Source organism: Embleya scabrispora DSM 41855 (assembly GCF_000372745.1).
GTDB lineage: Bacteria > Actinomycetota > Actinomycetes > Streptomycetales > Streptomycetaceae > Embleya > Embleya scabrispora.
Map to the genome: position 1 here is coordinate 24,103 of NZ_KB889714.1, position 18,667 is coordinate 42,769.

Sequence of the window (18,667 nt, forward strand, 5' to 3'; positions counted from 1 at the left end):
CCGCCACGCCCGCCGAAACCTGTTGGTTGACCTGCGCAAACGGGTTTCGCCGGGCGTGAAAACCCCGGCTGCGAAGCGGAGGAACATGACATGCTCGGCACTGTGGCGAGTACTTCTGTTTCTCCCGTGTTCGTAGGCCGGTCATTGGAAATGGCGCGGTTCCTCACGGCCCTGCGCGAAGCCGACGAGGGCACGCCGGGCGTCGTGCTCGTCGGGGGCGAGGCCGGCGTCGGCAAGACGCGCCTGCTCCAGGAGTTCCTGGAGCGCGCCGAGGCACAGGGCGCGGTGACCGCCGTCGGCGGCTGTCTGGAGCTGGGCGCGGAGAGTCTGCCGTTCGCGCCGATCTCGGCGGCGCTGCGCACCCTCTCCCGCCGGATCGGCCCCGAACTGGCCGAGGCGGTCGCCGGGCGCGAGCGCGACCTCGCGTGGCTGCTGCCCGACCTGGCGCCGGGCGCGATCGCGCGCGACGGCGAGTTCGACCGGGTCCGGCTGTTCGAGCTGATGCTCGGCCTGCTGGAGCGACTGGGCGGCGACCGTACGCTCGTGATCGCGATCGAGGACCTGCACTGGGCCGACTCGTCCACCCGTGAGCTGCTCGGCTTCCTGTTCCGGCTGCTGCGCACCGGCCGGATCCTGATCGTGGGGACGTATCGGGCGGACGCGGTCGGCCGGCGGCATCCGCTGCGGTCCTTCCTGGCCGAGCTGGACCGGGTGCACAACGTCTCCCGGATCGACCTGGCCAGGCTCACCCGGGCCCAGGTCGGCGAGCAGTTGCGCGGCATCCTGCGCGAGGATCCGCCGCGGCGCCTGACTCGCCAGATCTTTCAGAAGTCCGAGGGGAACGCGTTCTTCGTCGAGGAGCTCGCGTGCAGCATCCGGGACGGACAACTCACCGGCATCTCCGACACGTTGCGTGATCTGCTGCTGATCCGGATCGAGGAGTTGTCCGAGGACACCCAGAAGGTGATCCGACTGGCCGCGATCGGCGGGGTCACCGTCGGCCACCGGCTGCTCACCGAGGTCTCCTGGCTGGACCCGGATCGCCTGGAGGAGGCGCTGCGCACGGCGGTGTCCGCGCACGTGCTGGTGCCGGTCGGTGAGGAGTTCCAGTTCCGCCATTCGCTGGTGCGCACCGCGATCCGCGAGGACCTGATGCCGGGTGAGCGGGTCCGCCTCTACGCCACCTTCGCCGAGGCGCTCGAGCGCTGCCCGGACATGGTCGCGGCCGACGAATTGCGCGGGCGGATCGCGACCTACTGGTTCCACGCCGGCAAGGCGGTCAAGGCGCTGCCCGCGGTGCTCGCCGCGGCCGAGGCGGCACGCGAGCGGTATGCCTTCGACGAACGCACCCGGCTGCTGGAGCGGGCGCTGCTGCTGTGGGAGCAGGTGCCCGATCCCGAGCAGTTGAGCGGTCGTCGCCTGCTCGACATCTACATGGAGGCGGTCACCGCGGCTCGACTGGGCAGCGAGCGCGAGTTGGCCATCCACTTCTGCAAGCGCGCGATCCAACTGGTGGACCCGGTCGCCGAACCCGAATTGGCCGCGTTCCTGTGGCGGGAGAAGGCGCGCGGCCTGCGCAACCTGTGCCGCTCCTCGGGCAGGCCGGAGCTGCGCCGGGCGCAACAGATCCTGGAGGGGCTGCCGCCGTCGATGGAACAGGCCCGGGTGCTCGCGCACATCGCCCGGGACCGCATGCTCGACGGCGAGGGCAGCGAGGCGATAGCCGAGGCCATGCTCGCGCTGGAGCGCGCACGCACCGTGGACAGCCCCGACATCGAGGCGGAGGCGCGCAAGACGCTCGCGTGCGGCCTGGTGCAGATCGGCCGGATCGAGGAGGGGATGGCGCAACTCGCGCTGGCCGAGGAAGGCGCGATCAGGAGCAGCGAGCCGGACAGCCTGGTGCACATCCTGAGCAACAAGGCGTCGTTGCTGGAGGGGCTGGGCCGGCACCGGGAGAGCGCGGTGGCCGCGCGGCGCGCGATGGACATCGCCGGCGAGCGCGGACTCACCCGCACGTCGGGCTCGTTCGCGCTGGGCAACCTCGCCGAGTCGCTGCTCTCGGCCGGCGATTGGGCCGACCTGGAGACGCTGGTGGAGAAGACCCTCGACCTGGACCCCGGACCGCAGACCACCCGCCATCTCGAACTGCAACTGGTCGACCTGTGCCTGGCCCGGGGCGACGTGCGCGGTGCGACCGCGCATCTCAAGCGGTCCCGGCTGGCCGCCGGCTCGCGCTACGTGGAGGCGCAATACGCGATCCCGCTGGCGCGCGCCGAGATTCGGGTGGCCGAGGCGCAGGGCCGGCTGGACGAATCCCGCGAGGCGCTGGTCGCGGCCCTGGAGGGGGTCGGCTGCCCGCCGGGACACCAGCGCTACATGTGGCAGCTGCTCGCCGACGCGGCCGCGAACGAGGCGGACGCGCGCACCTCGACCGTGCGTCCGCGCGAATCCGAACTCAAGGCCCGCCAGGACATCGCCGACCGGATCGAGGCGATGGCCGGATCGCTCGCGGTGGACTGCGCGCTGGACGCGGCGTACGCATCGCTGGTCAAGGCCGAGCTGGCCCGGGCGGCCGGCACCGACGACGCCGAGTTGTGGGGACGGGTCGTGTGCGCCTGGGAGCTGACCGAGCAGCCCTACCGCACGGCCTGGGCCCGATTCCGGCACGCGGAGACCCTCCTCGCGGCCGGCGACCGCGACGCCGCCGCGCTCCCGCTGGCCACCGCCGCGGAGGTGGCCGTCCTCCTGGACGCCAAGACCCTGCGCGAACTCATCGACCTGCTCACCCGCCGCGCCCGGATGGCCCCCACCGCCCAGGGCGACCCGGGCACGCCGCTGCCGACCCTGACGCCACGCGAGATCGACGTGCTGCGGCTGGTCGCCGACGGCCGCAGCAACCGACAGATCGCCGAAGAGCTCTACATCAGCGTCAAGACGGCCAGCGTCCACGTGTCCAACATCCTGGCCAAGCTCGAAGTCACCGGCCGAGGCGAAGCCGCCGCCGTGGCCCACCGACTGCACCTGGTCGACGGCTAGAGGGCCGGAGCAGCCCACCCGATGCCGGTGAAACCCGACCTCCGCAGCCAAGGCAACGGGTGGGGTACGGCCGGCGCCGACCGATAACAAACCGCCGCTAGCCGGCAGCCGCGCAGGACAGGTCGGCGAGTTCACCGAGTGTGCCGGAGAAGTCGGCGGTCAGCCCCGCGAGAACGACCCATGCCTCGGGATTCGCGCCGATCCGCTTCGCGAGTCGCGCGAGCGCCGGGCGGGGATTGCCGGGTGCCCAGTGGTAGGCGTCGATCGAGACCAGCGCCTCGAACGCGTGCCGGGCCGGGCGCGCGTGCCGGACGACCTCCTCGGTGGGCAATTCGCCGGCGGTGACCGCGGCGGAGAGCCAGGAGTGCCACTGGTCCAGGGGAGTGTCGCGGACGCGGTCGGCGGGCGGCCGGCGATGTTCGGGAACGGGCGGTTCGGCGCGCGGACCACGGTCCCAGCGGGCCCGCAACTCCCGCAGCGGGGTGGGGTCCTCGGCGGCCAGCGCGGCCCGGGCGGTGCTGCGGATCCGGTCCGGGAACAGTGCGCCGTGCCGGTCGAGGATGTCGCCGGCCACCGTCGGATCGGCCCGTTCCCACAGGCTCAGCACGATGTCGATCCAGTCGATCCGGCGCAGTTTGCGCGCCTCGCACTGCGGCAGCGCGTGGTCCACCAGCGCCGGGTCGCCGGACAGCGCGTAGGCCTCGGGCTCGCTCCCGAAGTGCGGTTCGTCGATCAACCGGCTCCGCAGGTCGGGGTGCATCGGCTCGCGGGGCCGGTCGGCCCGCCGGCCGGCGTAGATCTCGCGCCGCAACTCGGCGGTGACGCCGGAGCGGTTGTCCACCAGGAGACGGTCCAGGTGGTCGTCGCCCAGGTCCTTGAGACGTCCGGCGTAGTGCCGCCCGAGGCTTTGGTGCTGGGCGAGCACTTCGAGCAGCGCGGGATGTCCACAACGCAGCGCCGCCTCGGTGACGTTGGGCAGCGGTGGAACGTTGCCCGGGAGCAGTGCGGCCGCCGCCGCGTGGTCGAGATGCGGTATCAGGGCGGTCAGTTCGTCCGCGTTCAGCCTGCGGAGCAAAAAGACCACGGACGGGCGGACGGCGGCGGGAACCTCGATCGCGGCCTCACCCGAGTGCGCCGCGGCGGCCGCGAACAACTCCGGCAGGGTGCCGGCGAAGCGCCCGAGTGTGCGGGCCACGTGTGCCCATGCCGCCGGATTCGCGCCGAGTGTCGTCACGATCCCCGGCCTGAGCAACTCGTGGATCGCCACTTCACCGGTGACGTAGGCGTGTTCGCGCGAGACCACCGCGAGCACCTGGGCGGCGACCCGCGCGGGCCGCATCCGGGTCAGGATCTCGCGTGGCGCCAGCACCCCGGCCCGCAGCGCGGGGCCCACCTGGTCCAGTGCCTCGGTCCGGGTCACCGGCGCGTCCGGGGCATGCAACACACGTGCGGAGCCGCCCCGTCGGGCGGTGTGCGCGAGCACGGGATGTGCGCGCAGCAGCGCGAGCGCCCGCTCGGCCGTAACCCCCGTCCGCCGCAACTCCCGTCGCCCGCGATCGAGAATTTCGTCCGCGTCGCCGGCGGCCTCCTCGCAAAGGCCGGCCTCGGCCTCCTCGTCCGGTACGAACGCCCCCGCCACCACCGGGTCGCCGCCGGCCTCGATCAAAAGGCACAGTTGATCGGGCGTCAGCCGCGGATTGGCCGCGGCCCGAACGATCGCTCCGACGCTGCCGTGGGCGGCGATCGTCTCGACCAACGCGTCCGACACGCGCATCTCGTCGGCCACCATCGCGTGGAGCCCGCGCAATCCCGCCAACCGTACGAACACGCCCTCCACGTCGGCTTCGGCAAGCTCACTCAGCACCAACAGCAGGCCCTGGTCCATGGATCCCCTCCCTCACGTCCCCACGCTAACGTCCGCCTCGGACGTCGTCCGAGGCGGACGGGAGAGGGCTCGCGTCAAGGCTCAGCCTGTTACCAGGCGCAGGATCCGATCATCCCCCTTACGGGGCGTCCCCCGGCCGTCCGTCATGCCGGTGACCAGCCACAGTTCGCCCGGACCGACCGCCACGACCGTGCGCAGCCGGCCGTACCTGCCCTGGAACCAGGCCTTGGGTTCGGCCACGGTGGAGCCCAGGATCGGTGCCTGCCACAGGCGTTCGCCCTTGAGGCCCGCCAGGTACACCACGTCGCCCAGGATGGCGATGCCGCTCGGCGAGGCGTCGTCCGTGGCCCACTGGGCGACCGGGTTCACGTACTCGGGTTTGTCGCTCGTGCCCTCGACCACCGGCCAGCCGTAGTTGGCGCCGGAGCGGATCAGATTCAGCTCGTCCCAGGTGTCCTGGCCGAACTCGCTCGCCCACAGCCGGCCGGTCGAATCCCACGCGAGCCCCTGGACGTTGCGGTGGCCCAGGCTCCACACCGGGGAGTTCGGGAACGGGTTGCCGGGCGCCGGTCGGCCCTCCGGGGTGAGCCGCAGGATCTTGCCGCCGAGCGAGGATTCGTCCTGGGCCAACGCCTTCTGCCCGGCCTCGCCGGTGCCCGCGTACAGCATGCCGTCCGGGCCGAACGCGATTCGGCCGCCGTTGTGGTTCGAGGCCGCCGGGATCCCGGCGAGCAGCACCTCGGGTTGCCCCAACGGCTGCCCCGGTACATAGGTCATCCGAACGATCCGGTTGTCCTGCGCGGTGGTGAGATACGCGTACAGGAAGTGGTCGGTCGCGAACGTCGGAGCCACCGCGATCCCGAGCAGCCCGCCCTCCCCGCGATGCGCCGAACCCGGCACCGTGCCCACCACCACCGGCGTCGCGGTGCCCGGGCCGAGGCGGGTGATCGTGCCCGTGTCGCGCGAGGACACCAGCGCGTCCCGATCCGGCAGCAGTGCCACGCCCCACGGCGTGTTCAGATCCCGGGCGATCTCCCCGGTGACGATCGGCTCGACGACCCCGGTCGCGGTCGGCCCCGCCGGCACGTTCGGCGCCTGCGTCGCGGCCACCGGCGCGGTGGGCCGAGCCGTGGCCTCGCCGTGCGACGAGTCGTCGTCGGAACCGCACGCGGTGAGCCCGGCCGCGACCGCGACGGCGAGCGCCACACAGGGCCAACGGGGCTTCGGACGGCGTGCGCGCACCGGAAAACACCACCTTCTCGAGATGCCTCGACCCTAAGCGGATCGAGGCCGCGAGGGAGGGGGCCGACACGACATTTAGAGTTCGTGCCATGGTCACCGACGGCAGGATCTGGGTCCCGTACCCCCTGGAGCAACTCGCCCCCCTCCCCGGCAAACTCGACAAAGGCGACGGCACCGGCTCGATCGTCGATGTCTACGACGGCGTCGGCGGCCCGGTTCCCGACACCGCCGCCGACGTCGAGTTCTACGTCCTGCCGTACATGTTCGACCGCCCTCCGCTGGACCGGATCGCGGAGATGCCCCGGCTGCGGGTGATCCAGACGCTGACCGCCGGCTACGAACACGTACTGCCCTACCTGCCGCCCGGCGTGACGCTGTGCAACGGCCGCGGCATCCACGAGACGAGCACCGCCGAACTCGCGCTCGCCCTGACCCTCGCCGCGCTGCGCGACATCCCGGCGTTCGTGCGCGGCCAGGACGCGGGGGAGTGGCGATCGGGGTTCTATCCCGCGCTGGCCGACAAGCGGGTGCTGATCGTCGGCTACGGGGCGATCGGCGAGGCGGTGGACCGCCGGCTCCAGGGCTTCGAGGTGGACGTGGTCCGAGTGGCCCGCAGCGCCCGCTTCGGCCCGCACGGACCGGTCCGAGCGATGGCCGATTTGCCCGAGCTGCTCCCGCACGCCGATGTGGTGATCCTCACCATCCCGCTCACCGCGGACACCCGCGGTCTCGTCGACGCGGACTTCCTGAGCCGGCTGCCCGACGGCGCACTCGTGGTCAACGTCGCGCGCGGCGCGGTCGTGGACACCGACGCGCTGCTCACCGAACTGCGTACGGGTCGGGTCCGCGCGGCGCTGGATGTCACCGAACCCGAGCCGCTGCCGGCCGACCATCCACTGCGCTTCGCTCCCGGTGTGTTGATCAGCCCGCACGTCGGTGGCAGCTCGTCCGCTTTCCTGCCGCGCGCCCTGCGGCTGATCCGCGAGCAGCTCGAACGCTGGTCCGAAGGGATGGCTCCGGCGAACATCGTGCGTGACTGAGCAACCGAAACCGTGCGATCGCGCTCTGCTCGGGCAGGGCCGACACCGGTACGGTGTGCCCGCGCACGCCGACCCGGATGGAGAGACATGGAAGACAGGGGGACGGCGTCCGGCGCTGTTCACGAGCGGTTCGATGCCTCGCACAGCGCCGATGCGGTCGGCGCGCCGACCGCATCGGCGGTCGTCGAACGGCCCGTGGTCGCTCCCCGAACGGGTGAACACGACCTCGGCCTGCGCGCAGTGGTCGAGCGGGCCCGCCTGCGAGTCGGTCCAGGCGTACTGCCCTACCTGCTCGCGGCGTGCTTCTTCCTGATCTACACCGCACACTCCGTACTCCGGCATCGCCGGATGGAGACGCATGCCTACGACCTGGGTCTGTTCGAACAGGTGGTCAAGGCGTACTCGAATTTCGAGGCGCCGGTATCGGACATCCGGGCGCCCGGCTTCAACGTGCTCGGCGAGCACTTCCACCCGATCCTGGCCCTGCTCGGCCCGATCTACCGGATCTTCCCCGGCCCGAGCACCCTGCTGGTCGCCCAGGCGTTCCTGGTCGCCGCCTCGGTGATACCGATCACCCGGATCGCCGCACGCGCGTTCGGCACGCTCGGGGCCGCCGGGCTCGGCATCGCGTACGGGTTGTCCTGGGGCATTCAGTCGGCCATCTCGTTCGACTTCCACGAGATCGCGTTCGCCGTACCGCTGCTGGCCTTCGGCCTGGATCGTTTCCTGCTCGGCCGGCATCTTCAGGCGCTGGCCTGGTGGCTGCCGCTGATCCTGGTCAAGGAGGACCTCGGGCTCACCCTGGCCGCCGCGGCCGTGCCGCTGGTGCTGCTGCGTCGCTGGAAACTGGCCGCCGCTCACGTGCTGATCGGGGTCTCCGCGTTCGCGCTGGCGATCTTCGTCCTGCTGCCTGCGATGAACCCGAACGACACGTACGCGTTCTGGGGCAACCTCGACTCGTCCCAGCGCTCCGGCAACGCGGATCCCAGCACACCGCTGAGCCGGGTGCCGATCACCGAGCTGATCATCGAACTGCCCAAGTCGATGGTGTTGCCCAGCGCGAAGTGGATGACGCTGTTCACCCTGCTGCTGCCCACCGGGTTCATCGCGCTGCGCTCGCCGATCCTGGCGATGATCGTGCCCACCATGTTGTGGCGGTTCACCTCCGGCAACGAGTTCTACTGGGGCACCTACTTCCACTACAGCGCGGTGCTGATGCCGATCGTGTTCGCGGCCTTCGTGGACGGCGTGGTCCGGTTGCGCGCGTCGCGGGCGGACTGGTTGCGCCGGTACGCCGCCAAGGCCGCCATCGTCCCGCTCGCGGTGTCGCTGGCGTTCGCGCGCGACTTCCCGCTGATGGACCTGCTGCACAAGCGCACCTGGACGGTTCAGGACCGGGTGCACTCGGCGCACAAGGTGCTCGACCGGGTTCCGGACGATGCGACGGTGTCGGCCACCATGAGCTTCTCGCCGCAACTGGTCGCGCGGGTACGACGGGTGACCGACTTCCCGACCATCCTGCCCGGCCCCGGCTACGCGGCGATCGAGGTGTGGGGCGACAACAAGGACTGGGCCCGCTACTGGGTCGAGCATCTGATCGGGCAGGGCTTCACCGAGGTCGCGCGCGAACCGGGCGCGGTCCTGCTCAAGCGCAGCTGAAGCCCGTTTTCCCCGGCTCGGCCCGGCTCGGCCCGCCCCGCTTCGCTCGCCGCGACCGGATCGAGCCGCCGCCGGGGGGTGCCGTCCGGCCCGGCCCGTCGAGGTCTGCGGCGAGCCCTCGCCGAGCCCCGGTGGGGCTCCGGGATGCCTCCGAGCCTTCCGCAAGGCCGCCCGACCACCGCTGAAACTCCCAGGTTTGCCCTGATCAGCGCCCCTTTTTCCGTCCGGTGTCGGGAGTTTGTCACAAATGCGCGGGAAGGGACTCCCATGCCGAGCATCATTAGTTACTCTGTGTTGAGAAAGACAAGCTCACAGTGACGGGTTGGTGTATCGTCCGAGTCGTGGGGCGTTGAGAGACGCGCACGGTCGGGTGTCGCACCCCCGTCGCGCCGGCGCCGACCGCCCCGCTTCACGGCCGGGGTATGAGGGCCGGTGCAGTGCCATGAAGCGTCGTGAGGGCGACTTCGGGCAGAGGGGAGTGCGAAATGCCGGGGGACCACTGCCGGAGTGGCCGAGCCACGACGACCCGGTGCGGCTGCTGATCTTGGCCGACACCCCTACCCAGCGGCAGCTGAAGTACCTGATCGCGCCGCTGTGTCTCGTGTACGCGATCGGTGCGCTCCAGGGCTGGGGCAATCCGACGCTGTCGCTCGCCATGGGCGACTTCGGCCTGGCGGCCGCCGCGGCCGTCGCGGCGATCTCGTGCGCACTCAAGTCCGTGCACGAATTCGGCAGGGCCCGGCTGTCCTGGGCCCTGTTCGCCTTCTCGGCCACGATGGTCTCGCTCGGCAACGGGATCTGGGGTTGGTACGAGGTCGTCCTCGACGTCCCGGTGCCCACGCCCGGTCCCACCGACGTGATCTTCCTGCTGTTCGCGCCGCCCACCATCGTCGGCCTGGTCCTGGTGGCCCAGCGCCCGCGGGGCATCGCGGCATGGACCTGCATGGCGCTGGACGGCTGGCTGATCGCGGGCTCGCTGTTCACGCTCGGCTGGAGTCTCGCGCTGGCCCGCAACACCAACGGGGACCGCTCGGACGTCATCAAGATCGTGCTCACCCTCGCCTACCCGGTGCTCGACATCCTGATGATCAGCATGGTCCTCGGCTTGCGCTTTCGGGCCGGTTCGGGAGATCGCGCGGCACTGAATCTGGCGCTGGTGGGCCTCGCGGTCACCGTGATGAGCGATGCGCTGTGGACCACACCCGGGTTGAACAGCGGATATCGCTCCGGCGGGCTGTTGGACGCGGGTTGGTTCGCGGGCAGTCTGCTGCTCGCCATCGCGCCGTGGACCGGCGAGCGGGTCGAGGCGCACCAGCGACCCCGGCATCGCACCATCTCGATGTTGTCCGCGCTCACCCCCTACATCGCCGCCGCGGTGTGTACCGCGGGCGTGCTCGGCGGCGCGGTGGCCGGGCACGCCCCGGACAAGGTGGTGCTCGGAGTCGGCGCGACCGTACTGGTCACGCTGGTCCTGCGGCAGGGCATCACGCTCGTCGACAACGTCTTCATGGCCCAGGAACTGTCCGCCAAGGAAAGCCACTTCCGGTCCCTGGTGCAGGGCTCCAGCGATGTGATCATGATCGCGGCCGGCGACGGCGTGCTCCAGTACGTCAGCCACGCGGTGCGCCGGGTGTACGGCTTCGAGCCGGAGGAGTTGGTCGGCACCCGGCTGGAGTTGCTCATCCATCCCGAGGAGAGCGCGCGTGTGCAGCGCGAACTACGCGCGTTCCTGGACGGCGCGGTGCCGGTGGGCGAGGCGGACCCCGCGATGGTGCGGGTGGAGTGTCGGATCCGCTCGGCCGGCGGCACCTGGCTGCACACCGAATCGGCGGTCAACCGCTACGGCGACGGGCTGATCTTCAACAGCCGCGACGTCACCGACCGGATCAAACTACAGACCCAGTTGGAGCACGACGCGTTCCACGACCGGCTCACCGACCTGCCCAATCGGGCCCTGTTCGAGGACCGGATCCAGCACGCGCTGGCCCAGCGGCGCGGGGTCACCCCCACGGTCGCGGTGTTGTTCGTGGACCTGGACGGGTTCAAGGCGGTCAACGACAACTACGGGCACACCGCGGGCGACGAACTGCTCGTGCAGGCCGCGCGCCGGCTCGAACACGCGGTCCGGATCGGCGACACCGTGGCCCGCTTCGGCGGCGACGAGTTCGCCGCGCTCCTGGTCGGCGATCCGGGCCCGCGCGCGATCCGGGAGATCGCCGAGCGGCTGCTGTCCACGCTGTCCGCGCCGTATCGGATCGCGGACGGCGAGGTGCGGGTCGCGGCCAGCATCGGCATCGCCTTCTCCGCGCCCGGGATCGCCCCGGCCGACCTGATGCGGCACGCGGACGCCGCGATGTACCGGGCCAAGGACGGCGGCAAGGGCCGGGTCGAGGTGTACACCCCGGACATGGACGCGGACGTGGAGCGCCGCGCCGCCCGGGCCGCGGGCCGGCGCCGGATGGACCGGGACGGGCGATTGGCCATTTCGTACCAGCCGGTGGTGGACCTGGACACCGGCCGGGTGCGCGACGTGGAGGCGGCGCTGTGCCGGGTCGAGGACGGCGCCGTGCCCGGTCGGGCGGACCACGTGCGACTGACCGCGGGCGTCGAGGGCCGACTCTCGCCGGTGGGCCGCAGGCTGCTGGAGGAGAGCGCGCTGGCCGCCGCGACCTGGCGCGCGGCCGGCCACGACATCGGCGTCACGGTCGGCCTGGCCGCGCGCCAACTCACCGGGCCGGGCTTTTTGGACGTGCTGGAGGAGACCCTGCGGGTAGCCGACCTGCCCGCCACGGCACTGACCCTGGAGATCACCGACAACGTGCTGCCGGACGGCGACGAACTGCTGCTGGGCCGGATCGCGGTGCTGCGCCGACGGGGTGTGCGGTTGTCCCTGGACGACTTCGGCACCGGGCACTCCTCGCTCACGTACCTGCGCCGACTGCCGGTGGACGCGCTCAAGATCGACCGCTCCTTCGTGGCCGAGGTCGGCACGTGTCCGCATCTGACCGTGCTCACCTCGACCATCGTCCGTCTCGGCCTGGATTCCGGGCTGACCCTGGTGGCGGCGGGCATCGACAGCCACGCGCAGGTGGACATACTCCGGGAGATGGGGTGCCAGCGCGGGCAGGGCAGTTGGTTCCATCCGGCGGTCTCCGGGGACGCGATCTTCGACGTGCTCGGCCAGACGCCGCCGGGCAACAGCGCGGTCCGCGGTCCGCGGCCCGAGCCGCTTCCGGAGGTCCGCCCGGCGCTGCCGATCCAGGCGTCCAGGCCGCAGGTGTGATGCTTTCGGGCCCGGACGCGGGCCGGCCGAAACCATGACGTCCCGTCAGTCCTGGACAAACAATCCCGAATACTGAGACGTGCGAAGGGCCGGCTTGACACGTACACGGGCGCGGAGGGAGAGTCGCGGGCATGCAGACCCGAATCCTCGTACTTGAGAAGCGCGTGAACTGACCACCGAGTCGGTTCGCGCGCCCCCCTCGCTTGCCTAACGGCACGGGGGGTTTTTTGTTGCAGTCCGACGGGTCCGGGCCTCGCGCCCCACTCGATATGCCGACTTCAGATCGAGAAGAGACGAAAGCATGACCGATCAGGTGACAGGAGCCCAAGCGCTGATCCGCTCCCTGGAAGCCGCAGGGGTGGACACGGTCTTCGGCATCCCCGGGGGCGCGATTCTTCCCGCCTACGATCCGATGATGGACTCGACGAAGGTGCGCCACATCCTCGTCCGGCACGAGCAGGGCGCGGGTCACGCGGCGGAGGGATACGCGCAGGCCACCGGCAAGGTCGGGGTGTGCATGGCCACTTCCGGCCCCGGCGCGACCAACCTGGTGACGCCGATCGCCGACGCGCACATGGACTCGGTGCCGATCGTCGCGATCACCGGCCAGGTGGCCAGTGCCGCGATCGGCACCGACGCCTTCCAGGAGGCGGACATCTGCGGCATCACGATGCCGATCACCAAGCACAACTTCCTGGTCACCGACCCGGCCGAGATCGCGCCCACGATCGCCGCGGCGTTCCACATCGCCTCCACCGGCCGTCCCGGCCCGGTCCTGGTCGACATCTCCAAGGACGCGCTCCAGGCGACCACCGACTTCGTCTGGAACGGCACCCCCGAGCTGCCCGGCTACCGTCCGGTCACCCGGCCGCACGCGAAGCAGATCCGCGAGGCCGCCCGGCTGCTCAGCGAGGCCAAGCGTCCGGTCCTGTACGTCGGCGGCGGGGTGCTCAAGGCGCACGCGTCGGCCGAGCTGAAGATCCTCGCCGAGCTGACCGGCGCGCCGGTGGTCACCACGCTGATGGCGCTGGGCGCGTTCCCGGACAGCCACCCGCAGCACCTGGGCATGCCGGGCATGCACGGCACGGTGGCCGCGGTCACCGCGCTGCAGAAGTCGGACCTGATCTTCGCGCTCGGCGCCCGCTTCGACGACCGGGTCACCGGCAGGCTGGACACGTTCGCGCCGCACGCCAAGATCGTGCACGCGGACATCGACCCCGCCGAGATCTCCAAGAACCGCGTCGCGGACGTGCCGATCGTCGGCGACGCCCGCGAGGTGATCGCCGACCTGGTGGTCGCGGTCCAGGCCGAGCACGAGGCCGGCCGGTTCGGCGACTACCAGGAGTGGTGGACCGCGCTCAACCGCTGGCGCGACACCTACCCGCTGGGCTACGACGTGCCGGCGGACGGCTCACTGTCGCCGCAACTGGTGATCGAGCGGCTCGGCGCGATCTCGGGCCCGGACACGATCTTCGCCTCCGGCGTCGGCCAGCACCAGATGTGGGCCTCGCAGTTCATCCGCTACGAGAAGCCCTACACCTGGCTCAACTCCGGCGGCGCCGGGACGATGGGCTACTCGGTGCCGGCCGCGATGGGTGCCAAGGCCGGCATGCCGGACACCACGGTGTGGGCGATCGACGGTGACGGCTGTTTCCAGATGACCAACCAGGAGCTGGTCACCTGCGCGGTCAACGACATCCCGATCAAGGTCGCCATCATCAACAACGGCACCCTGGGCATGGTCCGCCAGTGGCAGACGCTCTTCTACAACGAGCGCTACTCCAACACCGACCTGCAGAGCCGCCGGCTGCCGGACTTCGTCAAGCTCGCCGAGGCGATGGGCTGCGTCGGGCTGCGCTGCGAGAGCCCGGACCAGTTGGACGAGATCATCCACAAGGCGATGTCGATCAACGACGCGCCCGTGGTCATCGACTTCGTCGTGCACCAGGACGCGATGGTGTGGCCGATGGTCGCGGCGGGCTCGTCCAACGACGAGGTGATGGCCGCACGCGACGTGCGTCCGGACTTCGGCGACTCGGACGACTGACAGGCCGACAGGGCATCAGGAAGGCATAGGAGTCCAGCGATCATGTCCAAGCACACCCTCTCGGTCCTCGTCGAGAACAAGCCCGGTGTCCTCGCCCGGATCACCGCGCTGTTCTCGCGTCGGGGCTTCAACATCGACTCGCTCGCCGTCGGCACCACCGAGCATCCGGACATCTCGCGGATCACCATCGTGGTCAGCGTGGTCGAGGAACTGCCGTTGGAGCAGGTCACCAAGCAGCTGAACAAGCTGGTCAACGTGCTCAAGATCGTCGAGCTCGACCCGCCCGCGTCGGTGCAGCGCCAGCTGCTGCTGGTCAAGGTGCGCGCCGATCACGAGACGCGGTCCCAGGTGGTGGAGATCGTCCAGCTCTTCCGCGCCAAGACGGTCGACGTCTCGCCCGAGGCGGTCACCGTCGAGGCCACCGGCGGCCCCGACAAGCTGGCCGCGATGCTGCGCATGTTGGAGCCGTTCGGCATCAAGGAACTCGTCCAGTCCGGCGTCGTGGCGATCGGTCGCGGCGGCCGCTCGATCACCGACCGTTCCCTGCGGTCGGTCGAGCGCTCGGCCTGACGGATATGTCCGGACTTCGGTCCTGACGGACCGTCACGGTCCACATTTCAAACCAGCGGCACGCGCCACGCTCGTGATTTGCGAAGATGACGAGCGGGGCGTGGCCCCTGAAACACCCTGTCTTGAAGGAGAACCCCGAAGTGGCCGAGCTGTTCTACGACGACGACGCCGACCTGTCCATCATCCAGAACCGCAAGGTCGCGGTGCTCGGCTACGGCAGCCAGGGCCACGCCCACGCGCTGTCGCTGCGGGACTCCGGCGTCGACGTGCGGGTCGGTCTGCTGGAGGGCTCGAAGAGCCGCGCCAAGGCCGAGGAGGCCGGTCTGCGGGTCGTCACTCCCGCCGAGGCCGCGGCCGAGGCCAGCGTCATCATGATCCTCACCCCCGACCCGGTCCAGGCGAAGGTCTACGCCGAGGCCGTGGAGCCCAACCTGAAGGACGGCGACGCGCTGTTCTTCGGGCACGGCTTCAACATCCGGTTCGGCTTCATCAAGCCGCCGGCCAACGTCGACGTGTGCATGGTCGCGCCCAAGGGCCCGGGTCACCTGGTCCGCCGGCAGTACGAAGAAGGTCGCGGCGTGCCGTGCATCGTCGCGGTCGAGCAGGACGCGTCGGGTCAGGGCCTCGCGCTCGCGCTCTCCTACGCGAAGGGCATCGGCGGCACCCGCGCCGGCGTCATCAAGACCACCTTCACCGAGGAGACCGAGACCGACCTGTTCGGTGAGCAGGCCGTGCTCTGTGGCGGCGCCTCGGCGCTGGTCAAGGCGGGCTTCGAGACCCTGGTCGAGGCCGGCTACCAGCCGGAGATCGCCTACTTCGAGTGCATGCACGAGCTCAAGCTCATCGTCGACCTCATGTACGAGGGCGGCCTGGAGAAGATGCGCTGGTCCATCTCGGAGACCGCCGAGTGGGGCGACTACATCACCGGCCCGCGGATCATCACGGCCGACACCAAGGCCGAGATGAAGAAGGTGCTCGCCGAGATCCAGGACGGCTCGTTCGCGACCGCGTGGATGGCGGAGTACGAGGCGGGTCTGCCCAAGTACAAGGAGTACGTGAAGGCGGACTCCGAGCACAAGCTGGAGACCACCGGCAAGGAGCTCCGCAAGATGATGAGCTGGGTGACCAACGAGGGCTGATCCTCGACGAGTTGCCCGCCTTCACAGCGGTGTGAGTGCCCCGGACCGGATCGGTCCGGGGCACTTTCCGGATCGGGCCACCGCCGTTAACGCGGGATTCACCACGCGTCGGTATCGATCGCCATCGCAGGATCGCTTGACTCGGCGATCATGAGCGACCCCTCACGGATCTACGCGATTCTCAACCCGGACCTGCCCCGGAGCGTGATACCGCCCGGGAACGGCGGCGGCCCGGTGGATCACACCAAGGTCGAGTCGCAGCAACTGCGCACCTCGGCCAAGACGTTGGTGACCACCGGCGGCGAGATCAACACCGAACTGCCGGTCCCGGACGCCCTCGACACCAAGGCCGCCTTCGGCGGCTGGCAGTTGGTCGGCCCGCTGAACGAGGGCCGATGGAAGGACCAGACCGCCCGGCTGCGGCGCGATCTGTCCGAGATCTCCGACGGCCTGTACACGATGGCGGACAACTACGACCACACCGAGCACGCGGTCACCACCTCCTTCGCCGGCGGGAAGGTGATCTGAGCGTGGTCGGCTTCGCCCAGCTGCGCGATCTCAAGACCGAGGCCCTGCGCGATTCCGCCCAGGAGTTCTACGACTTCGCGTCCTGGCTGGATCGCAAACAGCAGTTGATCCGGGCCGATTCGCGGTCGCTGACGGTGACCGGACAGTGGGACGGCCCTGCCGCGCAGGCCACGTTGACCCGATACCGGGGCTTGGACGACGTGTTCGAGGGCGGCAAGACCGAGTACCGGGCGATCTGCGCGATCCTGCGCGATGCCGCCGACGACATCGGCGCCGCGAAGAAGAAGCTCACCGACGCGATCGCCGACGCACAGGCGCACGAACTCGCGGTGCACGACGACGGATCGCTGAGCTGGGGCCCGCTCAAGCCGCAGGGACACCAGCCGGATCCCGAGGACATCAAGGCGCACACCACACGCATGCAGCAACTGTCCGAGGACTTCCAGGGCAAGTTCAAGAGCGCCCTGGTGGACGCGACCGACGCGGACGCCCGCGCCGCGTCCGCGCTCAAGGGCGACATCGGCGCGAGCGCGACCGCGTTCAACGCGAAGGCGATCGGCGGCGGTGAACTGCCGGACTCCGTCCGGGCGGCGGCGCTGGCCAAGCGGATCGACACGCTGAGCCCGGCCGAGTTGGAGGAACTGCGCAACCTGCTGCACGGGAACGAGAAGTCGTCGATCTTCGCCACCAACCTGATGAACACGCTCGGCCCCAACGGCCTGCTCGAACTCCAGGCGGGCGTGGTCAACCGGGGCCAGAAGTGGACCGGCCACGACGCCGACGGCACCACCATGGACGACCTGCGCGCGATCCAGGACGCGCTGGGCACCAACCTGGCCACCGCGACACAGCCCAAGGGCGAGCCGCACGTCACCCAGACCTGGGTGGAGGGCCTCAAGGAGGCCGGCCGCAGCCGCACGTTCGTGCTCAACGACATGCCCAAGCACTACCTGTACGGCTACCAGTTGCTCGGCAACATGCTGCACCAGGGCGACTACGACAAGCAGTTCCTCGGTGACATCGGCAAGGACATGGTCGCCTTCGACCGGTCCAAGCCGGATCTGCACGAGGCGGTCCCGGTGATCCGCGAGCGCTTCCCGCTGATGGACGACGCACAGGGCCGGGAGGGGCGCGGCTACGACGCGCTGGAGGGCCTGATGGACGCGCTCGGCCGCAACCCGGGCGCCGCCGAGACGGTGCTCGACCCCAGCGGCGGGAATCTGCACTACCTGCTCAAGGAGCGCGACTGGGGCCGGGACACCGGCGCGGGCTCGCCCGCCGACGCGTTCGGCAAGGCATTCGAGGCGGCCACCACCGGGCATCCGGCCGGCGCCACGAGCGGCGGCCCACACACCGAGGGCGGCGCCCGGATCATGGCCGAGGCGGTGCACATCATCGGGCAGGAGGGCCCCGGCGGCCACTTCGAGGACTACCGGGACAGCTTCGGCGATGCGATGGCCTCGTACATGCCGGACATCCACAACGAGTTGCGCAACGAGCGCGCGGGCGGATCGGCGGGCCCGGACCCGCTGTTCCCGAACTCGGGGGAGGCCCGGGCCACCTTCCTCGGCGGCACCCCCGACCACGACCTGCTGCGCACGATGGCCGTGGTCGCCGAGGACCCCAAGGCGTTCAAGGCGATGTCCGACGCCGAGCACTCCTACATCGCGGTGGGCCTGGAACGCATCGCCAAGGGCGACCCGCCGGCCGGCCTGACCGCCGACCAGCACCTGGCCCAGTCGGCCCAGGTGGTCGGCGCGTTGGACGCGGTCCGTACCGAGGCGATCCGCAACCAACAGGTGCTCAGCGACAAGGAGTACAACGACCAGGTCGCCTGGAACGGCAAGATCGCCAACGCGGTGGTCGGCGGCGCGGTCAAGATGAGCCCCCTGCCCACGATGGTGGCCGAACCGCTGTCCCGCATCGTCGCACTGACCACCGACTACAGCGCACAGCAGGCCTCGGTGGACACCTCCGCAGCGGCCGACCGCACGATCGCCGACCAACACGCGTGGGGACGCGGCTACATGCAGACCATCGCCGCGGACTGGGCCGGTCAACACGGCCGAGAGAGCGAGATCCCGGGGTACGACCTGACGGTGGACAACAACTTCACCACGGGGCAACGGAAGGCACAGGAGGCTATGGGGCACGAGTGAGGGGGTGTGGGTGTGGGTGCGGGTGCGGGCGCGGGGAGTCGGGGCCGTGGGTGGGGAGCGTGCGCGGTGGGGGTGGGGC

10 protein-coding genes and 1 pseudogene are annotated in these 18,667 nt (G+C 70.5%); 9 read left to right on the plus strand and 2 right to left on the minus strand.

The annotated features are described in order from the left end of the window. Window positions 1–90 precede the first annotated feature (90 nt). Window positions 91–3,036: a helix-turn-helix transcriptional regulator gene (locus A3IC_RS72785; protein ID WP_026219404.1), complete on the plus strand. Its 2,946-nt coding sequence runs from the start codon at window positions 91–93 to the stop codon at window positions 3,034–3,036. Between the two features lie 97 nt (window positions 3,037–3,133). Here the strand turns inward: A3IC_RS72785 and A3IC_RS0143365 are convergent, their stop codons facing one another. Then, entirely contained in the window at window positions 3,134–4,921 is a 1,788-nt protein-coding gene (locus A3IC_RS0143365; protein WP_020556329.1) for a hypothetical protein, read from the minus strand. An 81-nt stretch (window positions 4,922–5,002) separates the two neighbouring features. Next, window positions 5,003–6,163, minus strand: a complete 1,161-nt coding sequence (locus tag A3IC_RS0143370; RefSeq protein ID WP_245599825.1) for a PQQ-dependent sugar dehydrogenase — start codon at window positions 6,161–6,163, stop codon at window positions 5,003–5,005. Window positions 6,164–6,252: 89 nt separating this feature from the next. Here A3IC_RS0143370 and A3IC_RS0143375 point away from each other — a divergent pair, with 89 nt between their 5' ends. From A3IC_RS0143375 to A3IC_RS0143410, 8 genes and pseudogenes are all read left to right on the plus strand, one after another. Continuing rightward, window positions 6,253–7,203 carry a 2-hydroxyacid dehydrogenase gene (locus A3IC_RS0143375; RefSeq protein ID WP_020556331.1) on the plus strand — a complete coding sequence of 317 codons (951 nt, stop codon included), beginning with the start codon at window positions 6,253–6,255 and terminating at the stop codon, window positions 7,201–7,203. 87 nt (window positions 7,204–7,290) lie between these two features. Then, a complete protein-coding gene (locus tag A3IC_RS59925; protein WP_020556332.1) occupies window positions 7,291–8,862 on the plus strand; it encodes a DUF2079 domain-containing protein in 1,572 nt (523 codons plus the stop codon). 529 nt (window positions 8,863–9,391) lie between these two features. Beyond that, window positions 9,392–12,145: a putative bifunctional diguanylate cyclase/phosphodiesterase gene (locus tag A3IC_RS59930; RefSeq protein WP_020556333.1), complete on the plus strand. Its 2,754-nt coding sequence runs from the start codon at window positions 9,392–9,394 to the stop codon at window positions 12,143–12,145. Window positions 12,146–12,419: 274 nt separating this feature from the next. After that, window positions 12,420–14,192: pseudogene (locus A3IC_RS0143390) on the plus strand (acetolactate synthase large subunit); the annotation flags it as partial. Window positions 14,193–14,234: 42 nt separating this feature from the next. After that, window positions 14,235–14,762, plus strand: coding sequence for an acetolactate synthase small subunit (ilvN, locus tag A3IC_RS0143395; RefSeq protein ID WP_020556335.1), 528 nt, complete (start codon window positions 14,235–14,237; stop codon window positions 14,760–14,762). 140 nt (window positions 14,763–14,902) lie between these two features. Then, a complete protein-coding gene (gene ilvC / locus A3IC_RS0143400; RefSeq protein ID WP_026219406.1) occupies window positions 14,903–15,901 on the plus strand; it encodes a ketol-acid reductoisomerase in 999 nt (332 codons plus the stop codon). A gap of 150 nt (window positions 15,902–16,051) precedes the next feature. Further along, window positions 16,052–16,429, plus strand: a complete 378-nt coding sequence (locus A3IC_RS0143405; protein WP_020556337.1) for a WXG100 family type VII secretion target — start codon at window positions 16,052–16,054, stop codon at window positions 16,427–16,429. Between the two features lie 2 nt (window positions 16,430–16,431). Continuing rightward, the gene (locus A3IC_RS0143410) at window positions 16,432–18,588 is read left to right on the plus strand and encodes a DUF6571 family protein (RefSeq protein WP_020556338.1); all 2,157 of its coding nucleotides are present in this window, start codon (window positions 16,432–16,434) and stop codon (window positions 18,586–18,588) included. The last annotated feature ends 79 nt before the right edge of the window (window positions 18,589–18,667 follow it).